16 protein-coding genes are annotated in these 15,597 nt (G+C 74.3%); 14 read left to right on the top strand and 2 right to left on the bottom strand.

Annotation, left to right across the window (positions count from 1 at the left end; all coding sequences use genetic code 11):
• Positions 1-145: 145 nt before the first annotated feature.
• From nadE to ASD33_RS09815, 10 genes are all read left to right on the top strand, one after another.
• The gene (nadE, locus tag ASD33_RS09860) at positions 146-976 is read left to right on the top strand and encodes an ammonia-dependent NAD(+) synthetase (protein WP_056556692.1); all 831 of its coding nucleotides are present in this window, start codon (positions 146-148) and stop codon (positions 974-976) included.
• Between the two features lie 82 nt (positions 977-1,058).
• On the top strand, positions 1,059-1,448 hold the full coding sequence (locus ASD33_RS09855) for a VOC family protein (RefSeq protein ID WP_056556689.1): 390 nt from the start codon (positions 1,059-1,061) through the stop codon (positions 1,446-1,448).
• A gap of 58 nt (positions 1,449-1,506) precedes the next feature.
• Entirely contained in the window at positions 1,507-2,187 is a 681-nt protein-coding gene (locus tag ASD33_RS09850) for an ABC transporter permease (protein WP_056556685.1), read from the top strand.
• A complete protein-coding gene (locus tag ASD33_RS09845) occupies positions 2,184-2,858 on the top strand; it encodes an ABC transporter permease subunit (protein WP_056556683.1) in 675 nt (224 codons plus the stop codon). The genes ASD33_RS09850 and ASD33_RS09845 overlap by 4 nt, the downstream gene beginning before the upstream one ends.
• Positions 2,855-3,832 (top strand): ABC transporter substrate-binding protein, encoded by a 978-nt coding sequence (locus ASD33_RS09840; protein WP_056556680.1) that lies wholly within the window; start codon positions 2,855-2,857, stop codon positions 3,830-3,832. The genes ASD33_RS09845 and ASD33_RS09840 overlap by 4 nt, the downstream gene beginning before the upstream one ends.
• 213 nt (positions 3,833-4,045) lie before the next feature.
• Entirely contained in the window at positions 4,046-5,179 is a 1,134-nt protein-coding gene (locus ASD33_RS09835) for a glycoside hydrolase family 5 protein (protein WP_079044680.1), read from the top strand.
• Between the two features lie 114 nt (positions 5,180-5,293).
• The gene (locus ASD33_RS09830; RefSeq protein ID WP_056556677.1) at positions 5,294-6,601 is read left to right on the top strand and encodes an alpha/beta fold hydrolase; all 1,308 of its coding nucleotides are present in this window, start codon (positions 5,294-5,296) and stop codon (positions 6,599-6,601) included.
• A gap of 77 nt (positions 6,602-6,678) precedes the next feature.
• Complete coding sequence (locus tag ASD33_RS09825; protein WP_056556674.1) at positions 6,679-7,812, top strand: substrate-binding domain-containing protein; 1,134 nt, start codon at positions 6,679-6,681, stop codon at positions 7,810-7,812.
• Between the two features lie 91 nt (positions 7,813-7,903).
• Positions 7,904-8,836, top strand: a complete 933-nt coding sequence (locus ASD33_RS09820) for an SIS domain-containing protein (protein WP_056556671.1) — start codon at positions 7,904-7,906, stop codon at positions 8,834-8,836.
• Positions 8,833-9,585, top strand: coding sequence for a PIG-L deacetylase family protein (locus tag ASD33_RS09815; protein WP_056556668.1), 753 nt, complete (start codon positions 8,833-8,835; stop codon positions 9,583-9,585). Before ASD33_RS09820 ends, ASD33_RS09815 begins: the two co-directional genes overlap by 4 nt.
• 86 nt (positions 9,586-9,671) lie before the next feature.
• Here ASD33_RS09815 and ASD33_RS09810 read toward each other — a convergent pair whose 3' ends face one another.
• Complete coding sequence (locus tag ASD33_RS09810) at positions 9,672-10,445, bottom strand: VOC family protein (RefSeq protein ID WP_056556665.1); 774 nt, start codon at positions 10,443-10,445, stop codon at positions 9,672-9,674.
• A 126-nt stretch (positions 10,446-10,571) separates the two neighbouring features.
• Entirely contained in the window at positions 10,572-11,555 is a 984-nt protein-coding gene (locus ASD33_RS09805) for an NAD(P)/FAD-dependent oxidoreductase (RefSeq protein WP_056556663.1), read from the bottom strand.
• A 66-nt stretch (positions 11,556-11,621) separates the two neighbouring features.
• On the opposite strand from ASD33_RS09805, the gene ASD33_RS09800 reads away from it, so the two are divergent.
• From ASD33_RS09800 to ASD33_RS09785, 4 genes are all read left to right on the top strand, one after another.
• Entirely contained in the window at positions 11,622-12,209 is a 588-nt protein-coding gene (locus ASD33_RS09800) for an XRE family transcriptional regulator (RefSeq protein WP_056556660.1), read from the top strand.
• Between the two features lie 67 nt (positions 12,210-12,276).
• Positions 12,277-13,245: an NADPH:quinone oxidoreductase family protein gene (locus tag ASD33_RS09795; protein ID WP_056556657.1), complete on the top strand. Its 969-nt coding sequence runs from the start codon at positions 12,277-12,279 to the stop codon at positions 13,243-13,245.
• The gene (locus tag ASD33_RS09790; RefSeq protein ID WP_056556654.1) at positions 13,242-14,426 is read left to right on the top strand and encodes an acyl-CoA dehydrogenase family protein; all 1,185 of its coding nucleotides are present in this window, start codon (positions 13,242-13,244) and stop codon (positions 14,424-14,426) included. The genes ASD33_RS09795 and ASD33_RS09790 overlap by 4 nt, the downstream gene beginning before the upstream one ends.
• Positions 14,423-15,595, top strand: a complete 1,173-nt coding sequence (locus ASD33_RS09785; RefSeq protein WP_056556651.1) for an acyl-CoA dehydrogenase family protein — start codon at positions 14,423-14,425, stop codon at positions 15,593-15,595. Before ASD33_RS09790 ends, ASD33_RS09785 begins: the two co-directional genes overlap by 4 nt.
• Positions 15,596-15,597: the final 2 nt, after the last annotated feature.

Here is a 15,597-nt window from a genome sequence, read left to right as displayed (position 1 = left end):
GCTGACCAGCGGGGCAGGAGGCGGGCAGGTGCCGACCCGGAGGGACAGGGCAGGGCGACGGCCCGCCGCCCCGGTGCGTAGAGTCGACCCCGGCAGCCCCGCCCACCGCACGGCAGCCCCACCGACCCCCGACGAGGAGACCCCCGTGACCGACCCGGCGTCCACCGCCCTCCAGCAGCAGATCGCCCGGGACCTCCAGGTGTCCGAGTCCTTCGACCCGGCGGCGGAGATCGAGCGCCGGGTGGCCTTCCTCACCGAGCGGCTCACCTCCACCGGGCTGCGCTCCCTCGTCCTCGGCATCAGCGGCGGCGTCGACTCCACGACCGCCGGGCGGCTCTGCCAGCTCGCCGTCGAGCGGGCCCGCGCCGCCGGCCACGACGCCACCTTCTACGCGATGCGCCTGCCGTACGGCGTCCAGGCCGACGAGAAGGACGCCAGGACCGCCCTCGACTTCATCCGCGCCGACGAGGTCCTCACGGTGGACGTGAAGGCGGCGAGCGACGCGGCCCTGGACGCCTGCGTCACCGGTGGCGTGACCTTCAGGGACGCCCACCACCAGGACTTCGTGCAGGGCAACATCAAGGCCCGCCAGCGGATGATCGCCCAGTACGCGGTCGCCGGCGCCCGCGACGGACTCGTCGTCGGCACCGACCACGCCGCCGAGGCCGTCTCCGGCTTCTTCACCAAGTTCGGCGACGGCGCCGCCGACGTCGTCCCGCTCACCGGACTCACCAAGCGGCGCGTCCGCGCCGTCGCCGCCGAGCTGGGCGCCCCGGCCGGGCTGGTGTGGAAGACCCCCACCGCCGACCTGGAGACCCTGGACCCGGGCAAGCCCGACGAGGACGCGCTCGGTGTCACCTACGACGACATCGACGACTTCCTGGAGGGGAAGCCGGTCGCGGAGGCCGCCTTCGCCACGATCGTCCGCCGCTACGGGCTCACCGAGCACAAGCGACAGCTGCCGATCGCCCCCTGACCGCTCCGCGGGCGGCGCTCGGCCGTCCACCGGTGGATCCTGGAAGGGGACCTCGTCGGAGGGCCCCGGAAGGGAGCACGTCATGTTCGGCGAGACCACTGCGTTCAGCGGCTTCTCGGTCGACGACCTCGACGCCGCCAGGCGCTTCTACGGGGAGACCCTCGGGCTGACCGTCGACGAGCAGGGCGAGGGGGAGATGCGGATGCTCTCCCTGACCCTGGCCGGCGGGGCCAAGATCTTCGTCTACCCCAAGGACGACCACACGCCCGCGAGTTTCACCATCCTCAACTTCTCCGTCGACGACATCGACCGGGCCGTCGACGAGCTGACCGGGCGCGGAGTGACCCTGGAGCGCTACCCCGGCTTCGAGGCCGACGAGAAGGGCGTCGTGCGGGCCGAGGGCGGACCGGCCATCGCCTGGTTCACCGACCCGGCGGGCAACGTCCTGTCGGTCCTCCAGGACCGCCGCTGACGGACCCGAACGGCCCGGCCCGGGTGCGCGGCCACCCCGCACCGCCTCGAATGGGAGGGTGACCGCGCCGCCCGACGACTGCCTCGCCCGCAACGAGTGGATCTGCGGCGACTACCTCTCCACCCGCCGCGAGGTCCTGGCCGACGCCGTCGTCCAGCACCTCCAGCTGACCTTCGTGTCCGTGGCGCTCGGGCTGCTGCTCGCCCTGCCCCTCGCGGTCGCGGCCCGCCGCTGGCGCTGGGCGGCCGGCCCCGTCCTCGGGATCACCACCCTGCTCTACACGATCCCCGCGCTCGCGATGTTCTCGCTGCTCCTGCCCCTGTACGGGCTCTCGGCCGCCCTGGTCGTGGCCGGACTCGTCCTGTACTCGCTGACGCTGCTCGTGCGGAACATCCTCGCCGGGCTCCGCGCCGTCCCCGAGGAGACCCGGCAGGCCGCGCGGGGCCTCGGATACGGGCCGGTCCGACTGCTGCTCACCGTCGAACTGCCGCTCGCCCTGCCCGCCGCGATGGCGGGGCTCCGGATCGCCACCGTCTCCGCCGTCTCGCTCGTCACCATCGGCGCGATCGTCGGCCACGGCGGCCTCGGCAACCTCATCTACTCCGGGATGAACACCTACTTCAAGGCCCAGGTCCTCACCGCCTCGGCCCTCTGCGTACTCATCGCCGTCGCCGCCGACCTGCTCCTCCTCGGCGTACAGCGGCTGCTGACCCCCTGGACCCGTGGGCAGGGCGCGTGACCACCCTCGCCGACACCTGGTCCTGGCTCACCACCTCCGCCAACTGGTCCGGCGAGAACGGCGTCTGGCACCGGCTCGCCGAGCACCTGTTCCTCACCGTCGTCTGCCTCGCCCTCAGCTGCGCCGTCGCCCTGCCCGTGGCGCTCGTCCTCGGCCACCTCGGCAAGGGCGGCGCGCTCGCCGTGAACCTCTCCAACATGGGCCGCGCCGTGCCCACCTTCGCCGTCCTCGTCCTGCTGCTCCTCAGCCCGATCGGCTCGTACGGCTCCTGGCCGACGATCATCGCCCTCGTCCTGTTCGCGGTGCCCCCGCTGCTCACCAACGCGTACGTGGGGATGCGGGGCGTCGACGCCGATGTCGTACGGGCCGCCCGGGGCATGGGCATGACGGGCGGCCAGACCCTCGCCCGGGTCGAACTCCCGCTCGCGCTGCCGCTGGTCCTCACCGGCGTACGGATCGCCGCCGTCCAACTGGTCGCCACCGCGACTGTCGCGGCCCTCGCGGGAGGCGGCGGGCTCGGCCGGATCATCACCGCCGGGTTCAACCTCGCCTCGACCCCGCAGGTCGTCGCGGGCGCGTGTCTCGTCGCGGCCCTCGCCCTGCTGGTGGAGGCCGTCTTCGAGGGCGTCCAGCGGCTGGCGCCCGCCGGGGTGCGGGGGAGCGGCCCGTGACCGGGCCGGCCGGCCCCCGTGCGCGCCCGCTCGTCGCCGCCGTCGTCCTCCTCCTCGCGGCCTGCGCCGGCTGCGGCACCGGCCCCTCCCTGGAGGACCAGGGGGAGGTCACCGCCCCGCCCGGCGACAGCCGTCGGCTGACCGTGGGCTCGGCCGGGTTCACCGAGAGCGACCTGCTCGCGCAGATGTACGCCCTGCTGCTCCAGGACGCCGGATACGGCACGAAGGTCCTCTCCGTCACCAACCGCGAGCTGTACGAGCCGGCCCTGGAGCGCGGCCAGATCGACGTCGTTCCGGAGTACGCGGCGACCTTCGCCGACTGGCTGAACGCCAAGGCCAACGGGCCGGACGCGCCGACCGTCGGCTCACCGGACCGGGCCGCCACCATGAGCGCCCTCCGCGCGCTCGCCGCCCCGCGCGGGCTGGCCGTCCTCGACCCGGGCGGGGCCGTCGACCAGAACGCCTTCGCCGTGACCGCCGCCTTCGCCGCCGAGCACGGGCTGAAGACCCTCAGCGACCTCGGCGCCACCGGGCTGCCCGTACGGCTCGCGGCGGGTGACGAGTGCGTCAGCAGGCCGTACTGCGCCCCCGGTCTGAAGGAGGTCTACGGGATCGACGTGACGGCCGTCGATCCGAAGGGCGTCGGCACCACCCCGGCCAAGCAGGCCGTCCAGAACGGCCAGGACCAGCTGGTGCTGACCACGACCACCGACGCGACGCTCGACGCGTTCGGGCTCGTCCTGCTCGCCGACGACAAGAACCTGCAGAACGCCGACCACATCGTCCCGGTGGTCAACCGGGCCCGCGCCGGCGGCGAGGGCGTCACCGGGGCGCTCGGCCGGCTCAACACCGTCCTGACCACGGAGGACCTCGCGCACCTCAACGAACGGGTGGACAGCTGGCGGCGTCTGCCGCAGGACGTGGCGCGCGACTACCTCGTGGACAAGGGCCTCCTGACGGACCGCCCCGACTGACCGACCGGCCCGACCGACCGCCCCATCGGACCGACCGACCCGATCCCCCGAATGACCTGCACGGTCAGCCCGCTGAACAGCGTCTCCTGTCCTGACCCTTGCGAGGTGCAGGCCGACCTGCTATTCATCCGTTAGGAAAGTTTCCTTCCAGTCGGACTCTCTGAGCCCGATCCCCCATCCCCCACTTCTCGTTCGTCGTACCGGGAGACCCCCATGACTTCGGCACGATCCGCACGACCCCGCCCCCACCGTTCCCGGCTCCGGCCCGGCACCCGCCGCCTCGGCGTCGCGGGAACCGCCCTCGGAGCCCTGCTCCTCGGCCTCGCCACCGCCCCGACCACCGCCGGCGCCGCGCCCGTCGCCCCGCGGACGGCGAAGCCGGCCGCCGCCAAGGGCCCCGCCGCCGCCACCCCCGCCTCGATCAACGGACAGCTCAAGGTCTGCGGCACCAAGCTCTGCAACCAGTACGGCAAGCCGATCCAGCTCCGGGGCATGTCCAGCCACGGCACCCAGTGGTACAGCCAGTGCCTGACCGGCGGCTCGCTCGACGCCCTCGCCAAGGACTGGAACGCCGACGTCCTGCGCGTCTCCACGTACGTCCAGGAGGACGGCTACGAGACCGACCCCCGCAAGTACACCGACCTCGTGCACTCCCTCATCGAGCAGGCCACCGCGCGCGGCATGTACGTGATCGTCGACTGGCACATGCTCGACCCGGGCGACCCGCACTACAACCTCTCCCGCGCCAAGACCTTCTTCACCGAGATCGCCCAGCGCCACGGAGCCAAGACCAACCTGCTCTACGAGATCGCCAACGAGCCCAGCGGCGTCTCCTGGTCCCGGATCAAGAGCTACGCCGAGAAGCTCATCCCGGTCATCCGCGCCAAGGACGCCGACACCCCGATCCTCGTCGGCACGCGCGCGTGGTCCTCGTTCGGCGTCTCCGACGGCGCGAACGAGTCCGAGGTCGTGTCCAGCCCCGTGAACGCGACCAACATCATGTACACCTTCCACTTCTACGCGTACTCCCACCGGGAGGAGTACCTGGACACCCTGTCCCGCGCCGCTGCCAAGCTGCCCGTGTTCGTCACCGAGTTCGGCACCCAGAACTACGCGGGCGAGGGCAGCAACGACTTCGCGATGTCGCAGAAGTTCCTCGACCTGATGGCCGCCAAGAAGATCAGCTGGGTCAACTGGAACTTCTCCGACGACGAGCGCACCGGCGCCGTCTTCAAGACCGGCACCTGCGACTCCGGCGGCCCCTGGACCGGCACCGCCTCGCTGAAGCCCGCGGGCGTGTGGATCCGGGACCGGGTCAGGACGGCGGACGACTTCCCCACCTCCTGACGCCCGGGTACGCCGGCTGACACTCCCGGCCTCCGAGGCGCCCCGCCTCCGGTACGCCCCCGCCGTGTGATCCACTGTCCTCGCGGGGGCGTACCGAACAGGAGCAGGAACACCGTGACCACCTACCGGCAGCCGGGACTCGTCCTCACCGACCACCGCTTCCCCGTCCCCCTCGACCACGCCCGCCCCGAGGGCGAGCGCATCGAGGTCTTCGGCCGAGAGGTCGTGGCGAGCGGGCACGCCGGAGCGGACCGCGACCGCCTGCCCTGGCTGGTCTACCTGGAGGGCGGCCCCGGCTTCGGCGCCCGCCGCTTCATCGGCCCGCAGGCCTGGCTCGGCCGGGCCGTCAAGGAGTTCCGCGTCCTCCTCCTCGACCAGCGCGGCACCGGCCGCTCCACCCCCGCCAACCGGCAGACCCTGCCCCTGCGCGGCACCCCGGCCGAGCAGGCCGACTACCTGGCCCACTTCCGCGCCGACTCGATCGTCCGGGACTGCGAACTCATCCGGCGCCGGCTCACCGGCGGCGCCCCCTGGACCGTGCTCGGCCAGAGCTTCGGCGGCTTCTGCGCCACCCACTACCTCTCCACGGCCCCCGAGGGCCTGGAGCGCGTCCTCGTCACCGGCGGCCTGCCCTCCCTCGACGCCACCGCCGACGAGGTCTACCGCGCCGCCTTCCCCCGCATCCGGCGCAAGAACGAGGCCCACTTCGCCCGCTACCCGCAGGACGCCGAACGGGCCCGCGCCATCGCCGCCCACCTCCTCGCCCACGAGGTGACCCTGCCCGGCGGCGGACACCTCACCCCCGAGGCCTTCCAGTCCCTCGGCATCCTCCTCGGCTCCGGCGAGGGCACCCACCAGCTCCATCTGCTCCTGGAAGGAGCGTTCGTCCCCACCCCCGCCGGGCCCGAGCTCTCCGACGCCTTCCTGGAGCAGGTCCAGGCCCAGCTGTCGTACGCCGGCCACCCGCTCTACGCCGTGCTCCACGAGGCCATCTACGCCCAGGGCGGGGGCCCCACCGACTGGGCCGCCGAGCGGATCCGCGCCGAGCACCCCGAGTTCGACGCCCGCGCCGCGCTCGCCGAGGGCCGGCCGTTCCTCTTCACCGGCGAGACCGTCCACCCCTGGCACTTCACCGCCGACCCCGCCCTGCGCCCCCTCCGCGACACCGCCGAGATCCTTGCCGCGCGCACCGACTGGGCGCCGCTCTACGACTCCGAGCGCCTCGCCGCCAACCGGGTCCCGGTCGCCGCCGCCGTCTACCACGACGACATGTACGTGGACACCGCCCACTCCCTGGAGACCGCGCGCGCGATCCGCGGCCTGCGGACCTGGGTGACCGACGAGTTCGAGCACGACGGGGTGCGGGCGGGCGGCCCCCGCGTACTCGACCGGCTGCTGGCCCTCTCCCGGGGCGAGCTCTGAGCACCCCGGACGCCCCCGCATAGGATGCAGCGGGCGTCCGGGCGGCACGAGCACGGACGGAACACGAGGGGGCCCGGATGACGGGACGCGAGACACCGGCATCGGGCCGGGAGCTGAAGTTCCGGGCCCTCATGGCCGAGCTGCGGCGCGGCATCATCGACGGCACCTGGCCGCCCGGCAGCAAGCTCCCCACCGAGCGCGCCCTCGCCACCGAGACCGGCCTGTCGGTCACCACCGTCCGCCGCGCCTACGAGGACCTCGTCGCCCTCGGCCTCGTCGAACGCCGCCAGGGCGCCGGCACGTTCGCCGCCCACCGCCCCGAGCGGGACGGCGCGGGGCGGCGGATCGTCGGCGTCCTCGTCCCCGACACGACCTTCTACTACCCCCGGGTGCTCCAGGGCATCGAGAAGGAACTCGCCTCCGCCGGCGCCCGGCTCGTCCTCGCCTGCTCCCACTACGACCCCGACGAGGAGGACGCCGCCGTCGAACGCCTCCTCTCCGCCGGCGTCCACGGCCTCCTCCTCGTCCCCGGCCTGCACACCGCCACCGACCCCGGACGGCGCGCCGAGGAACTCCTCGCCCTCCCGGTCCCCGCCGTCCTCGTCGAACGCCGCCTGGCCGCCCACGGCCCCGGCGACCCCACCGAGCACGTCTGCACCGACCACGAGGGCGGCGCCTACGACGCGGTCCGCCACCTCCACGCCCTCGGCCACCGGCGGCTCGGCCTGGTCACCCGTACCGACGCGCCCACCACCGCCCCCATCGAGTCCGGATTCGCCCGCGCCCTCCACGACCTCGGACTGCCCGAGGCACCGCCCCACGAGCGGGACGTGATGGCCGGCTGGGACGCCGACCGCGCCGGCCGGGCCCTCGCCGCGCTCCGCGCCGCCGGGGTCACCGCCGCCCTCTGCTTCGGCGACCGGGAGGCCGCGCTGATGCTGGCCGCGGCCCGCCGCGCCGGGGTCCGCGTCCCCGAGGACCTCGCCCTGATCAGCTACGACAACGAGTTCGCCGACATCGCGGAGACCCCGCTGACGGCCGTGTCCCCGCCCAAGTACCAGCTGGGCCGGCTCGCCGCGCAGATCCTGCTCCGCCGCCTCGCCGAGGGCGAGGCCGCCCCGCTCCACCAGGTGCAGCTGCGCCCCCGGCTGGTCGTCCGGGCCTCCTGCGGGGGCCGGCCGGGAACCGGCGGCGCGCGAAAGTCCAAGTAATGGTCCGACATTGCTCATGGAGTGCTCTCGACGGCTGCCGGTAGAACTCGGTCCGGGCCCCGCGGGGGAGCCCTGCGAGAGAGGACCCGACATGAGCACCCACGTCAGCGCGGAGATCGCCGGCCAGCCCGACTGCTGGCGCCGTGCCGCCGAGATCGCGGACCGTCACGCCGAACCGCTCCCGGCCCGCGGCGAGCGCGTCGCGGTGGTCGGCTGCGGCACCTCGTACTTCATCGCCCGCGCCTACGCGGCCCTGCGCGAGTCCCTCGGCGCGGGCGAGACCGACGCCTTCCCGGCCTCCGACACCACGCCGCTCGGCCGCGGCTACGACCGGATCGTGGCCCTCACCCGCTCCGGCACCACGACGGAGGTCGGGAACCTGCTGGCCCGGGCGGCCGGGAACATCCCGACGCTCGTCCTCACCGGCGTGCCCGGAAGCCCGGCCGGCCGGCTCGCCGACCGGGTGATCGACCTCGGCTTCGCCGACGAACGCTCCGTCGTCCAGACCCGGTTCGCGACCACGGCCCTCCAACTCCTGCGCGCGGGCCTCGGGGTGGACCTGACGCCCTCCATCACCGACGCCGAACTCGTCCTCTACGAACGGCTGCCCGCCGCCTGGGAGCGGCGCGGCCAGTTCACCTTCCTCGGCACCGGCTGGACCGTCGGTCTCGCCGACGAGGCGGCGCTCAAGCTCCGCGAAGTCGCCCGCGCCTGGACGGAGTCGTACGCGGCGATGGAGTACCGACACGGGCCGATCAGCATCAGCGACCGGTCCAGCCTCGTCTGGTGCCTCGGCCCCGCCCCCTCCGGGCTGCGGGACGAAGTGGAGTCCACCGGCGCCCTGTTCGCCGCCGACGCGATCGACCCGGTCGCCGCGCTCGTCCGCGCCCAGCGGCTCGCGGTCGCCCTCGCGGACCGGCGCGGACTCAACCCCGACCGGCCCCGGAACGTCTCGCGTTCGGTGATCCTTTCCGGAGCGTTCCGCCCGACCGCGTCGGAGGCGGCCCGTATCCTGCGGCCATGACCGGAACCGATGTCACGGACCTCGCGGAGATGCCCGCCGACTGGCAGCGCGCCCTCGCCGTCGTCGCCCACCCCGACGACCTGGAGTACGGCTGCGCGGCCGCCGTCGCCGAGTGGACCGACGCCGGGAAGGAGGTCGTGTACGTCCTCGCCACCCGCGGCGAGGCGGGCATCGACACCCTCGCCCCGGACGTCTGCGGTCCGCTCCGCGAGCGCGAGCAGCGGGACAGCGCGGCCGTCGTCGGCGTGGAGACGGTCGAGTTCCTCGACCACCGCGACGGGACGATCGAGTACGGGCTCGGGCTGCGCCGTGACATCGCGGCCGCGATCCGCCGCCACCGCCCGGAGCTCGTCCTCACCCTCAACCACCGGGACACCTGGGGCGGCGGCCCTGGCGCCCCCTGGAACACCCCGGACCACCTGGCCGTCGGCCGTGCCACGCTCGACGCGGCGGCCGACGCCGGAAACCGCTGGATCTTCCCCGAGCTCACCGAGCAGGGGCTCGACCCCTGGAACGGCGTGCGCTGGGTGGCGGTCGCGGCCTCCAGCACCCCGACGCACGCCGTCGACGCGAGCCGGGGCCTGGACCGCGCGATCCGTTCGCTCCTCTGCCACCGCGCCTACATCGAGGCCCTCACGGACGAGGACCCGGAGGAGTACGTCCGTTCCTTCCTCACCACCGCGACGGGCCGGTCCGCCGACCGCTTCGGCGGCCGGCCCGCGGTGACCTTCGAGCTCTTCGCCCGCTGACGGGCACGGCCGGGCCGGACCCGGCCGTGCCCCGGTACGCCCGCCGACGGCGGCCGTGCCCCGGGGCGCCTCCGACGGCGGCCGGGTCAGGCCGCCGGCGCGGGCTTGAGGACCGCGAAGGGCGCACCGAAGGGGTCGGCCAGCCAGGCGATGCGGCCGACGCCCGGGATGTCGACCGCCGGCATCACGACCGAGCCGCCGTTGCCCTGCGCGGTGGCCGCCATCGCGTCGACGTCCACCACCGCGAAGTACGGGATCCAGCGGGGAGTGTCGCTCTGGAGCTCGGCGGCGCCGCCGAAGGAGGTGTCCTGCTGGTCGCCCTCGGCCGTGGAGACCACCCGGTACGTCATGCCGGGCGCGTCCATCTCCGCCCAGCGCCAGCCGAACAGGCTCCCGTAGAAGCCGAGGACGGCCTCCGGGTCGGTGACGTGCAGTTCCACCCAGACCAGGGTGTTCGTCGACGAGGTCCGTTCGAGGCCCTGGGTGGTGCCCGCCTGCCAGACGGCGAACTCCGCGCCGCCCGGGTCGGTGAGGGCGGCCATCCGCCCGGCCTCCATGACGTCGAAGGCCGCCGCCCGCACGGCGCCGCCCGCCGCCTCGGCCGCCTTCTGGGTGGCGTCCGCGTCCGGGGTCCGGAAGTAGACCGTCCAGGCGCTGTGCGCGCCCTCCTCGGTGAGCGGGCCGAGCGCCGCGACCGTACGGCCGTCCTGCTGGAAGAAGCCGTAGCCCCCGGTCTCGGGCCCCGCCGAGCGGAACTCCCAGCCGAGGACGGCGCCGTAGAAGGCGGCCGCCGCGTCGGTGTCGGGGCTGCCGAGGTCGATCCAGCAGGGCGAACCCTTGGTGAACTGCGTACCGAGCATGGGAGGTGTCCCGTCCTTCCGTCGTCCGTCACTGCCGGGGCCCCGCCGACGGTTCCTCCGGCGTGTCGGCCACCATGGCCGATCCTCGTCGCTCGACCCGGACGGCGCAGCCGCAGCCCCGCGCGTTCATCCGGTCGGCCGACCGGCCCCGTCCGCCCGCCGGCGCGCCACCGCGTCCTCCAGGTCGGCGAAGACCAGCTCGCCGTTGAGCGCCGCGCCCGCCCGGTAGCCCCGGCTGACCGCGTTGACCACCTGCTCCTGCGGGCCGGTCACGTTCCCGGCCGCCCACACACCGGGCACGCTCGTGCGGCCCGTCTCGTCCACCGCGACGAACTCTCCGAAGGGCGTCTCGCGCAGCTCCGCGCCGAGCCGCCGCAGCAGCCCGTCCCGGGGTGCGAAGCGCGAGGCGGCGGCGAACACCACCGAGCGGGCCACGGTCCGGCCGCCGGCCAGCCGCACCCCGGTCAGCCGGTCGTCCTCCACCACGAGCCCCGTCACCTCGCCCCGCTCGATCCGCACGCCCGCCGCGTCGAGGAGGGCCGCCTCGTGCTCCGAGGGCTCGGCGGCGGTGTGCAGGAACAGGGTCACGTCCTTCGACCAGTGCGCGACCATGAGCGCCTGGTGGGCGGCCATCGTGGGATGGGCGATGACCCCGAAGGACCCGTCGCGGACCTCCCAGCCGTGGCAGTAGGGGCAGTGCAGCACGTCGCGGCCCCACCGCTCGGCGAGCCCGTCGATCGCGGGCAGCTCGTCGACGAGCCCCGTGGTCACGACCAGCCGGCGCGCGGCAACCGTGCCGCCGTCCGCCAGGGTGACGGTGAAGCCGCCGTGCCCGTCGGGCGCCGCGTCCGTCACCTCACCGGTCCGGAAGCCGACCCCGTACTCCGCGATCTCGGCCCGTCCGGCGGCGAGGAAGTCCGCCGGGCTCATGCCGTCCCGGGACAGGACGCCCTGCATGTGCGCGGCGGGCGCGTTGCGCGGCTCCCCGGCGTCGACCACCAGGGTCCTGCGCCGCGCCCGGCCCAGGATCAGGGCCGCGCTGAGCCCGGCCGCGCCCCCGCCGATCACCAGGGCCTCGTAGTCGTACGTGTCGTCCAGATGTGCGTTCATACGGCGAGCGTCGCCCGCACCCGGAGATACGGCAAGCCAAGTTGCCGTTTCTGCAACACTGGGCGCATGACCGAAGACGACCGCATAGACGCCGTCCTGAACGAGGTCGGCCCCCGGCTCCGCCGCGTCCGCCGCGACCGGGGTGTCACCCTCGCCGAACTCTCCGCCGCCACCGGCATCTCCGTGAGCACCCTGTCCCGCCTGGAGTCCGGGCAGCGCAAACCCAGCCTCGAACTCCTCCTTCCGCTCGCCCGCGCCCATCAGGTCCCGCTCGACGAACTCGTCGGCGCCCCCGCCACCGGCGACCCGAGGGTCAAGGCCAAGCCGATCGTGCGCCACGGCCGCACGATGTTCCCGCTGACCCGGCAGCCCGGCGGCCTCCAGGCGTACAAGGTGATCCAGGAGGAGACGCAGGGCGAACCGGACCCGCGCGTCCACGAGGGCTACGAATGGCTCTACGTGCTCTCCGGGAAGCTCCGGCTGGTCCTCGGCGAGCACGACGTCGTCCTCGCCGCGGGGGAGGCGGCCGAGTTCGACACCCGCGTCCCGCACTGGTTCGGCCCGACGGCCGACGGGCCGGTGGAGTTCCTCAGCCTGTTCGGGCCGCAGGGGGAGCGGATGCACGTCAGGGCCCGCCCGAAGAAGTCCGGCTGAGCCGTTCCCCCGGATGCAAGCGACCGCTTAGTATGCACCGACCGCTCGGTATGGAGGAGGCTTCCGGATGCAGGCATGGCGTGTGTACGAGAACGGGGAACCGGCCGCGGTGATGCGCCGCGAGGAGGTGGACCCGCCCACGCCCGGCGACGGTCAGGTCCTCCTCAGGGTCCGCGCCGCGAACGTCAACTTCCCCGACGCGCTGCTCTGCCGCGGCCACTACCAGGTCCGCCCCCCGCTGCCCTTCACCCCCGGCGTCGAGGTCTGCGCCGAGACCGAGGACGGCCGCCGGGTCGTCACCACCGCCGCCCTCCCGCACGGCGGCTTCGCCGACCTCGTGCTCGCCGACGCCGCCGGGCTGCTCCCCGCCCCCGACGCGCTCGACGACGCCGAGGCCGCCGCCCTCCACATCGGCTACCAGACCGGCTGGTTCGGCCTGCACCGCCGCGCCGCCCTCCGGGCGGGCGAGACCCTCCTCGTCCACGCGGCGGCCGGCGGCGTCGGCAGCGCCGCCGTCCAGCTCGGCAAGGCCGCGGGCGCCACCGTCATCGGCGTCGTCGGCGGACCCGAGAAGGCCGCCGTCGCCCGCTCCCTCGGCTGCGACCTGGTGATCGACCGCCGCTCCGAGGACGTCGTCGCCGCCGTCAAGGCCGCGACCGGCGGACGCGGCGCCGACGTGATCTACGACCCCGTCGGCGGCGAGGCCTACCAGCAGTCCGCGAAGTGCGTCGCCTTCGAGGGCCGGATCGTGATCGTCGGCTTCGCCAGCGGTACCGTCCCCGCCCCCGCGCTCAACCACGCCCTCGTGAAGAACTACGCGGTCCTCGGCCTCCACTGGGGCCTCTACGCGGCGAAGGACCCGGCCTCGATCGCCCGCTGTCACGAGACCCTGACCGAGTACGCGGCCAAGGGCCTCATCAAGCCGCTCATCGGCGAGCGCGTCCCCTTCGCCGGGGCGGCGGACGCCGTCCAGCGCGTCGCCGACGGCACCACCACCGGCCGTCTCGTCGTCCTCCCGGAAGGGGACCGCGCATGACCCGCGCCGAGGAACTCCGCTCACTCACCAGGGCGTTGCTGGCCGAGCACCCGCCCGCCACGACCGACCGCACCGACTTCCTGCGCGCCCGCTTCGACGCCGGACTCGCCTGGGTGCACTACCCCGTCGGCCTCGGCGGGCTCGACGCGCCCCGCGCGCTCCAGACCGTCGTCGACGCCGAACTCGCCGCCGCCGGCGCCCCCGACAACGACCCGCGCAGGATCGGGATCGGCCTCGGCATGGCCGCCCCCACCGTCCTCGCCCACGGCTCCGACGAGGTCAAGCGGCGCTTCCTCCGGCCGCTCTGGGTCGGCGAGGAGGTCTGGTGCCAGCTCTTCAGCGAGCCCGGGGCGGGCTCCGACCTCGCCGCGCTCGCCACCCGGGCCGTCCGGGACGACGCGGGGGACTGGATCGTCGACGGACAGAAGGTGTGGACCTCCAGCGCCCACGTCGCCCGCTGGGCCATCCTCATCGCCCGCACCGACCCGGACGCGCCCAAGCACCGGGGCATCACCTACTTCGTCTGCGACATGACCGACCCCGGCGTGGAGGTCCGGCCGCTGCGCCAGATCACCGGCGAGGCCGAGTTCAACGAGGTCTTCCTCACCGGCGTCCGCATCCCCGACGCCCACCGCCTCGGCGAGGTCGGCGACGGCTGGCGGGTCGCGCAGACCACCCTCATGAACGAGCGGGTCTCCATCGGCGGCGCCCGCATCCCCCGCGAGGGCGGCATGATCGGGAAGGCCGCCGCCACCTGGCGCGAACGTCCCGAGCTGCGCACCCACGACCTGCACCGGCGCCTCCTCGACCTGTGGGTCGACGCCGAGGTGGCCAGGCTGTCCGGCGAGCGGCTCCGGCAGCAGCTCGTCGCGGGCCGCCCCGGCCCCGAGGGCAGCGCGATGAAACTGGCCTTCGCCCGCCTCAACCAGGCCATCAGCGGCCTGGAGGTCGAACTCCTCTGCGACGAGGGCCTGTTGTACGGGGAATGGGAGATGCGCCGCCCCGAACTCGTCGACTTCACCGGCCGCGACGCGGGCTACCGCTATCTGCGGTCCAAGGGCAACTCGATCGAGGGCGGTACGAGCGAGGTGCTGCTCAACATCGTCGCCGAGCGGGTCCTCGGCCTGCCGCCGGAGCCCCGCAACGACAAGGACGTCGCCTGGAAGGACCTCACCCGATGACGGAATCGACGGAACCGACGGCCTTGCCGGAGCCGACGGAACAGCCGCTGGACCTCCTCCACTCCGAGACCGAGGAGGATCTCCGGGCGGCCGTCCGCGCCCTGCTCGCGGGCCGGGCCGGGCACCAGGCCGTCCTGGGCCGGATCGAGACGGACGACCCCTACGTCCCCGGCCTCTGGAAGTCCCTCGCCGCCGACATGGGCGCCGCCGGCCTGCTCGTACCCGAGAAGCTCGGCGGCCAGGGCGCGAGCCACCGTGAGGCCGCCGTCGTCCTGGAGGAGCTGGGCCGAACGGTCGCCCCGCTGCCGTATCTGACGAGCGCCGTGGTGGCCACCGAGACGCTGCTGGCCCTGGCGCAGGAGAGCCAGGAGGCGGCCGGACTGCTCGCGGACCTCGCGAGCGGGCGCACGGTCGCGGTCCTCGCCGTACCGCTGTCGACGGCGCCGGGCGCGATCCCCGGGCCCACCGGCTCCGGATCCGACTCCCGATCCGACTCCGACTCCGACTCCGACTCCGACTCCGTCCCCGGTGTCGCCGACGCCGTCGCCGCCGACCTGTTCCTCGTGCCGCGCACCGACGGCCTGTACGCCGTCCCGGCCGACGCCGCGACCGTCGTGCCGCAGAGCCCGCTCGACCTCACCCGCCCGCTCGCCACCGTCACCACCCGGGCCGGGAGCGGCACCCGCCTCGCGGACCCCGACGCATCCGGGGCGGCGGTCCGGCGCGGACTGCTCGCCGGGGCCGGCCTCCTCGCCTCCGAGCAGCTCGGCCTCGCCGAGTGGTGTCTGGAGGAGACCGTCCGGTACACCCGTGAGCGCCACCAGTTCAACCGGCCGGTCGGCTCCTTCCAGGCGCTCAAGCACCGCATGGCGCAGCTCTGGCTGGACCTCGTCGGGGCCAGGGCGGCGGCCCGCGCCGCCGCAGACGCCCTCGCCACGGGCCGCGCGGACGCCCCGCTGCTGGTGGCCGTCGCCCAGGCGTACTGCTCCAAGGTGGCCGTCCGGGCCGCCGAGGAGTGCGTACAGCTGCACGGCGGGATCGGGATGACCTGGGAGCATCCGGCGCACCTGGCGCTGAAGCGGGCCAAGTCCGACCAGATCGCCCTGGGTTCGGCGGGCCGTCACCAGGACACGATCGCCGCCCTGGTCGGCCTGGAGCCCCCTCGGTAGGC

The sequence above is a fragment of the Streptomyces sp. Root1304 genome, assembly GCF_001426405.1.
Taxonomy (GTDB): domain Bacteria; phylum Actinomycetota; class Actinomycetes; order Streptomycetales; family Streptomycetaceae; genus Streptomyces.
This window is presented reverse-complemented; position numbering and strand designations above follow the sequence as displayed.

Coding starts and splice junctions, on each gene's coding strand:
- ASD33_RS09855 (WP_056556689.1), top strand. CDS start 1,059: ATGTTCGGCGAGACCACTGCGTTCAGCGGCTTCTCGGTCGACGACCTC.
- ASD33_RS09835 (WP_079044680.1), top strand. CDS start 4,046: ATGACTTCGGCACGATCCGCACGACCCCGCCCCCACCGTTCCCGGCTC.
- ASD33_RS09825 (WP_056556674.1), top strand. CDS start 6,679: ATGACGGGACGCGAGACACCGGCATCGGGCCGGGAGCTGAAGTTCCGG.
- ASD33_RS09820 (WP_056556671.1), top strand. CDS start 7,904: ATGAGCACCCACGTCAGCGCGGAGATCGCCGGCCAGCCCGACTGCTGG.
- ASD33_RS09815 (WP_056556668.1), top strand. CDS start 8,833: ATGACCGGAACCGATGTCACGGACCTCGCGGAGATGCCCGCCGACTGG.
- ASD33_RS09810 (WP_056556665.1), bottom strand. CDS start 10,445: ATGCTCGGTACGCAGTTCACCAAGGGTTCGCCCTGCTGGATCGACCTC.
- ASD33_RS09805 (WP_056556663.1), bottom strand. CDS start 11,555: ATGAACGCACATCTGGACGACACGTACGACTACGAGGCCCTGGTGATC.
- ASD33_RS09800 (WP_056556660.1), top strand. CDS start 11,622: ATGACCGAAGACGACCGCATAGACGCCGTCCTGAACGAGGTCGGCCCC.
- ASD33_RS09795 (WP_056556657.1), top strand. CDS start 12,277: ATGCAGGCATGGCGTGTGTACGAGAACGGGGAACCGGCCGCGGTGATG.
- ASD33_RS09790 (WP_056556654.1), top strand. CDS start 13,242: ATGACCCGCGCCGAGGAACTCCGCTCACTCACCAGGGCGTTGCTGGCC.
- ASD33_RS09785 (WP_056556651.1), top strand. CDS start 14,423: ATGACGGAATCGACGGAACCGACGGCCTTGCCGGAGCCGACGGAACAG.